The sequence below is a fragment of the uncultured Slackia sp. genome, assembly GCF_959608125.1.
In the GTDB taxonomy this organism is placed as follows: Bacteria; Actinomycetota; Coriobacteriia; order Coriobacteriales; family Eggerthellaceae; genus Slackia.
Map to the genome: position 1 here is coordinate 1 of NZ_CAUHPG010000038.1, position 6,264 is coordinate 6,264.

At 64.8% G+C, this 6,264-nt stretch carries 11 protein-coding genes; all 11 read left to right on the forward strand.

Annotation, left to right across the window (positions count from 1 at the left end; all coding sequences use genetic code 11):
* Window positions 1-865: phage antirepressor KilAC domain-containing protein (locus Q6E04_RS08950; RefSeq protein WP_303250432.1), on the forward strand; the 865-nt coding region annotated here is incomplete at its 5' end.
* Window positions 856-1,119 carry a hypothetical protein gene (locus tag Q6E04_RS08955; RefSeq protein ID WP_303250433.1) on the forward strand — a complete coding sequence of 88 codons (264 nt, stop codon included), beginning with the start codon at window positions 856-858 and terminating at the stop codon, window positions 1,117-1,119. The genes Q6E04_RS08950 and Q6E04_RS08955, both read left to right, overlap by 10 nt.
* Window positions 1,119-1,757 carry a hypothetical protein gene (locus Q6E04_RS08960; protein WP_303250434.1) on the forward strand — a complete coding sequence of 213 codons (639 nt, stop codon included), beginning with the start codon at window positions 1,119-1,121 and terminating at the stop codon, window positions 1,755-1,757. The genes Q6E04_RS08955 and Q6E04_RS08960 overlap by 1 nt, the downstream gene beginning before the upstream one ends.
* Window positions 1,754-1,972, forward strand: coding sequence for a hypothetical protein (locus Q6E04_RS08965; protein ID WP_303250435.1), 219 nt, complete (start codon window positions 1,754-1,756; stop codon window positions 1,970-1,972). The genes Q6E04_RS08960 and Q6E04_RS08965 overlap by 4 nt, the downstream gene beginning before the upstream one ends.
* A complete protein-coding gene (locus Q6E04_RS08970) occupies window positions 1,953-2,201 on the forward strand; it encodes a hypothetical protein (protein WP_303250436.1) in 249 nt (82 codons plus the stop codon). The genes Q6E04_RS08965 and Q6E04_RS08970 overlap by 20 nt, the downstream gene beginning before the upstream one ends.
* On the forward strand, window positions 2,202-2,777 hold the full coding sequence (locus tag Q6E04_RS08975) for a hypothetical protein (RefSeq protein ID WP_303250437.1): 576 nt from the start codon (window positions 2,202-2,204) through the stop codon (window positions 2,775-2,777).
* A gap of 9 nt (window positions 2,778-2,786) precedes the next feature.
* On the forward strand, window positions 2,787-3,272 hold the full coding sequence (locus tag Q6E04_RS08980) for a hypothetical protein (RefSeq protein ID WP_303250438.1): 486 nt from the start codon (window positions 2,787-2,789) through the stop codon (window positions 3,270-3,272).
* Window positions 3,265-5,358 (forward strand): phage/plasmid primase, P4 family, encoded by a 2,094-nt coding sequence (locus Q6E04_RS08985; RefSeq protein WP_303250439.1) that lies wholly within the window; start codon window positions 3,265-3,267, stop codon window positions 5,356-5,358. The genes Q6E04_RS08980 and Q6E04_RS08985 overlap by 8 nt, the downstream gene beginning before the upstream one ends.
* 236 nt (window positions 5,359-5,594) lie before the next feature.
* On the forward strand, window positions 5,595-5,771 hold the full coding sequence (locus Q6E04_RS08990) for a hypothetical protein (protein ID WP_303250440.1): 177 nt from the start codon (window positions 5,595-5,597) through the stop codon (window positions 5,769-5,771).
* A gap of 13 nt (window positions 5,772-5,784) precedes the next feature.
* The gene (locus Q6E04_RS08995) at window positions 5,785-6,081 is read left to right on the forward strand and encodes a hypothetical protein (protein WP_303250441.1); all 297 of its coding nucleotides are present in this window, start codon (window positions 5,785-5,787) and stop codon (window positions 6,079-6,081) included.
* Window positions 6,078-6,264: hypothetical protein (locus Q6E04_RS09000; RefSeq protein WP_303250442.1), on the forward strand; the 187-nt coding region annotated here is incomplete at its 3' end. The genes Q6E04_RS08995 and Q6E04_RS09000, both read left to right, overlap by 4 nt.

Consider the following 6,264-nt stretch of genomic DNA (forward strand, 5'->3'; position numbering starts at 1 on the left):
GTTTCGTGGTCGGCATCTTCGTGGTGCTGTTCGCGGCGAAAGGATGGGTGGTCACATGGTACTAGCAGACAACGCCGGATTGATGGCGTTCGAGAACGCGGCGTTCGGGACTATCCGCGCCGGCATGAACGGCGGCGAACCCTGGTTCGTGGCGAAGGACGTTTGCGACGCGCTCGGCGTAAGCAACATCACCGAGACAATGGCGCGACTGGATGAAGATGAGTTCAGTATTACTGAAGTCATCGACACCATCGGCCGAACGCAGGAAGTTCGCATTGTTACGGAGCCCGGCTTTTACAAGCTGGTCATGCGCAGCCGCAAGCCCGAAGCCAAGCAGTTCCAACGCTGGGTCACCCACGAAGTTCTCCCCGCCATCCGCAAGACCGGCGGCTACCTCGCCGCGAAGCCGGACGAGACGCCGGAGGAGATCATGGCCCGCGCGCTGCTGGTCGCGAACGACACCATGGCCCGCCAGCGCGAGCGCATCGAGGGCTTGACCGCCGAGAACGCCGAGCTGCGCCCCAAGGCGCTCTTCGCCGACGCGGTGGCCGCGTCCGACGGCACCTGCCTGGTCGGCGAGCTGGCGAAGATGCTGCGACAGAACGGCGTGGACATGGGCCAGAACCGCCTGTTCGGCTGGCTGCGCGACAACGGCTGGCTGGGCAAGACCGGGTGCAACCGCAACGTTCCCACGCAGCGAGCCATGGAAATGGGGCTTTTCCGCATCAAGGAGACGGCGGTGACGCACAGCGACGGCCACGTGACCGTGACGCGAACGCCCAAGGTCACCGGCAAGGGTCAAGCGTATTTCGTGAACAAGTTCATCGAATCCGAAGGAGAGGGGAGGCTTTTCCCATGCGCGTGACGAAAGAGCAGGTGGAGCGCCTGGCGGAAGCGCGGCGCGAGTATGAAGACGCATACCGCGACATAACCGACCCAGGCAACCAGCGCAGATGGGTCGGCCTGCCGCTGACGTCGATCGAGACGCTGCGCGCCCTGGCCGACGCGGCGGGGGAGCGCGTCGAGTGCGACTGCTACGGGTCGCATCGGGCATACCGCTTCTATTGCAAGGGCGTCGAGTTCTACAGGCTTGAGAAAGCGGAAGGAGGCGACGCCTAGTGGGCGTCCTGGTCATGGTGGTGGGCAAGTCCGGCGCGGGCAAGTCCACCAGCCTGCGCAATTTCGACGAGGGCGAGGTCGGCATCTTCAACGTCGCAGGAAAGCCGCTGCCGTTCCGAAAGCGCCTTACCAAGGCCGACCGATGCGGCTATGCGTCCATCGAGGCGAGCCTGCGCGCCAACAAGCTGCGCGCCTACGTGGTGGACGATAGCACCTACCTTATGCAGTTCTCCAACTTCGCGAAAGCGAAGGAATCTGGATACGGCAAATTCGTGGACATGGCCGTGGAGTTCGAGCGCCTGCTCGAATGCGCGATGGCCACGGACGATGACACCGTGGTCTATTTCCTGCACCACCCGGACACCGACGAACGCGGCAACGTGCGGCCAAAGAGCATCGGCAAGATGCTGGACGAGAAGCTCTGCATCGAGGGCCTTTTCCCGATCGTCATCAACTGCGAGGTTCGCGACGGCGAGCACGTGTTCAGCGTCGAGCCGGACGAGCGCGGCATCGCGAAAGCGCCCATGGGCATGTTCGCAAGCGCCGTTTTCGACAACGACCTGAAAGCCGTCGATACGGCGGTTCGCGATTACTGGGGCATGCGGCCCCTGTCCACGGGCGGGGGCGATGCCGAATGACGGGCGAAGAGGTTCTGAAAATCACGCGCGCCGCGCTAGGCGCATGCAGCAACGACGAAGACTGCGCGCATTGCCCGCTGGCCGTGGACGAGAACGACACGGAGTGCGCCAACTACCTCGTGAAACTGATACTCGAAGCCGACGTGTCCGACTGCGTGATGCGCCCGTGGGGCCTGATGGAAAGGCGGTACGCCGATGCTGTGCAACCAGAGTAGCCGCTTCTATTGCGACGCCGACGAGGTGCAGGGGCTTATGCGCCTGATGCTCGAAGAGCAGGCCGTCCGCGAAGACGCGGAAGAACGCGCCGCCCTCGCAGGTGCCGCCACGACGCTGGAGATCCTAAGCACCCAGCAACTCAGGTATCCGCGTGACTTCATGGCCGTGTTCCGGTCCATGTTGTTTCACGAGTACGAAAGCAAGACCGACAAGGAACAGGAGAATTAAATGCAGGCAATCAAATGGGAAGAGATCGACGAGGCGGGCGACGGCCGTTTCGAGCTGCCGAAGGCCGACGGCTTCGTCGTGCGCATCACCGGCGTCAAGGACGACGAGCAGAACCAGAAGATCGTCGTCACCTACGACATCGCAGAAGGCCCGCATGCAGGCATCTTCGCCGCGTCCGAGTTCGCCACGCGCAATTCCTGGCTCCATGAGTTCGAGGTCGGCTACGGCACCGAATGGAACCAGTGGCAGAACAAGGAGGTGGACCAGAAACCGCGCTTCAAGCGTTTCTTCACCAACATCGAGAAGAGCAACCCTGGCTACCGATTCGACGGCGTGAACCCGCAGGGCTTCGTCGGCAAGCTCGTGGGCGTGGTGTTCAAGGACCACTACAAGACCAACGACCGGGGCTACGACGACCACCGCTGGTACTTCGTGCGCTCATACGACGCGGACCAGATCCGAAAGGGCGACTACAAGGTCCCCGACCCGGTGGACAAGCGCGTCGCGCAGGAGCGACCCAACCCGTTCGCCGAGGCGCCTAAGCCCGCCGGATACGACGCGGCGCTGCCGTTCTAGGCGGCGGCTGTGGCGGTACTCGTAGAGGACACAAGGCAGAAACCTGACCAGCACGTCGTTAAGAACGAGTACTGGCAATCAATCGGCCAGAAGGTCGTGAGGTCCAAGCTCATCGCCGGCGACTACATGTTCGTGGGCGGCACCGTATCGGTCGATACGAAAAAGGACTTGAACGAGCTGGCCTGCAACATCGACCAGCAGCACGAGCGCTTCCGCCGGGAGCTGGTCAACGCGAGGGAGTGCGGCATCGAGCTGCACTTCCTCGTCGAGAACCGCGACGGCGTGCGCGACCTGCCCACGCTGGCGGGCTGGCAGAACCCGCGCCGCTTCGTCAACGCGAAGCGCGGGCTGCGTCCGCCCATCGACGGGCGGCGCATGGCCAAGGCGTGCGCGACGATGGAGGAGCGGTACGGATGCCGCTTTCACTTCTGCGCGCCCGAAGAAGCCGGGGAGCGCGTGCTGCAGATACTAGGAAAGGGGGCCGCTGATGGCTGACACCGCGCTGGCAGAAGCGGCCGTTAAATACGCTTCGATGGGCTTTGCCGTGCTGCCGCTCAAGCCGCGCGGCAAGGAGCCGAACATCTCGCACGGCGTCAAGGACGCGACCGCCGACGTGGCGCAGGTCAAGGCGTGGTGGGAACGCCACCCGAACGACAACATCGGCATCGCGATGGGCGCCGCTTCGGGCGGCATCGTGGCAATCGACATCGACGTGGACGAAGACGCGGGCAAGGACGGCTACGACACGCTGCGCACGTGGGAGAACGCGCACGGCGAGCTGCCGGAGACGGCAACGTCCATCACGGGGCGCGGCGGCTACCACATGCTGTACCGCATGCAGGGCGTCGGCAACAGCGTGGGGCGCGACAGCGCCGTGGACATCCGAAGCGACGGCGGCTTCATCGTCGCGCCGCCCAGCATCCACCCCAACGGCGTGGCGTACCAGTGGGAGTTCGACCCCGAAGAGTTCCCGCCGGCGGACGCGGACGACAACGTCAAGGCGTTCGTCGCGAGCGTCCAGCCGGCGAAAGCCGAGGGCGGCGAGCGGCGCAGGTTCGAGCGCGGCGCGGTCGGCGAGGGCGGGCGCAACGACTACCTGTACCGCTACGGGTGCGGGCTTCGCGCAAAGGGCATCGACCCCGACGGCATCGCGCTGCTCGTTGAGCAGGCCAACGCGACCGACTGCGACCCGCCGCTGCCGGATGCAGAGGTGGCCCGCATCGTCGAATCGGTGATGCGGCGGCGCGAGGGCTACAGCGACGAGGTGGCCGCAGCCGTCGCGACAGGCTCCGAACCCGACGAGCCGAAGCGCGGACCGGGCCGGCCGCGAAAGTTCGACCACGCGGCGATAGCGCGGCGCATCATGGACGAGCACGGCGCTTGCATGCTGGACGGCATGCCCGCCGTGCGGGACGGCGCGGTCTACAAGGTGGGGTGGCGCAACATCAACTCCATCATCATCGACATGAGCGAGGACTGCACCACGACAAACCGTAAGGAGGTCTGCAGCTACGTGGATATCAAGGCCCCGCGCGTCAGGCAGTCGCCGCCCAACCTGGTGGCGTTCGCGAACGGCGTGCTGGACGTCGAAACGATGGAGCTGAGGCCCTACGCGCCCGACGACGTCATCCCCAACGTCGTGCCGCACGACTGGGACCCGTTCGCGTCGTGCGACGCCGTGGACGGCACGCTGCGAAAGATGGCGTGCGGCGACCCGGGCATGGAAATGAACCTGTCGGAGATCATGGGCCTGTGCCTGTATAGGTCGGCGAAGTACGGCTACTGCCCGATCCTGCTGGGCGAGGGCAGCAACGGCAAATCGACCTACATCAAGATGCTTCGCGCGCTGGTGGGCGTTGACAACGTGTCCTCTCTCGACATCAACGTCATCGGCGAGCGTTTCCAGGCGGTGCGCCTCATGGGCAAGCTGGCCAACCTCGGCGACGACATATCGAACGAGTTTCTTTCGGGCAACGTGCTCGCCGTCGTGAAGAAGGTCGCCACCGGCGACGTCGTGTACAGCGACGTAAAGAACGGGCAGGGCGTGGAGTTCGCGCCTTACGCGACCATGGTCTTTTCGGCCAACAAGTTCCCCAAGCTGGGCGATTCGTCCGGCGGCACGATGCGCCGCCTGTTCCCGCTGCAGTTCAACGCGAGATTCAGCCGCGACGACCCCGACTTCGACCCGAACATCGGCGAGAAGCTGACCAGCCCGGAGGCGTGCCGCTACATGTGCCGGCTCGCCGTGGCGGGGCTGCGCCGCATCATCGAGAGCGGCCGCATGACGCCGAACCTGGCGAGCGTGTCCATCGTCAACGAGATCAAGGTTGACAACAACACGGTGCTGCAATGGATGGACGAGGGCGACATTGACGCGGCGACGGTCGTGGGCATGCGCCCCCAGGCCGTGTACAGCAGCTACCACAGCTGGTGCCTGGACAACGGCGTGAAGCCGGTCAGCAGCCGCTCTTTCGCAGGCACGCTTAAAGCCGAGTGGCACGTAAAAAGCGTGCCAGACGGCCACGAGAGCGTCGGCGGCGAGCGGAAATCATACCGTGTCTATAGGAATATAGACGAGTGACGGGCGCGAAAGTGGCACGCGAAGCGCGTTCGCGTAGCCAGGCGTGCCGAAGTGTGCCACCTATCGCCCCAGGTCAAACGGGGTTGGCACGCTTGGCACGCCGGCACGGGTGCCTAGTACCTGAACTTAATTAATTAATTTTTGTGCAACAGCACAACAACTTAATAAATAAATACCTTAATAAAACGCGCGCGCGAGGCTGCGTAGCCTTGCGTGCCACTACGGAGGCGATGCGCATGGATTGCGCCAAGAAATGCCCCATGACCGCCGCGCGCTGCAATACGTGGTGCGGCTTCATGGTTGACGGGCGGTGCCGCTTCTGCGAGCCGCCGGAGACGCTCGAAGGGATGAGGCTCGTCCCCGAGAACCCCCACGAATGGTATCTGAGGCAGCTCGCCGAGCTGGCCGAGTAGGAAGGTGGCTGCCATGGCAGTGGACGAGAAGGGCGCCCGCGCGCTCGAAATGCTGCGCGGGGAGTTCGAGACGATGGCCGATGGCGCACCGCGCGAGGTGACCGACGCGCTGCAGCTCGTGAAGATCGGCGTGAAAGTCGCCGAGGACGTCATGAAGGAGCGATTCGACTACGAGCAGGCGGCGGTGTCCGTCGCGATCATGCTCTACGTGTGCGCGGACAACGGATGCGACGCCGCCGCGCTCACCGACGAAGACGCGTTGAACGACGCTATCGACGAGATAGAGGCGCGCATGAGGTGCCGCAAGTGACCGCCCCCACGCGCGGCCTGGCCCCGCTCACCGACCGCACGCCCGCGTGCCGCCACTGCGGCGGCTCCGACGCGCTGCGCCAGGTGGCGTTCGGGGACCTCGACGTGACGCTGTGCGCCGGCTGCGCCCACGCCGCCGAGGTCGGCAGGCTGGAGTACCGCCTGCGCCGCGACATAAGGCGCC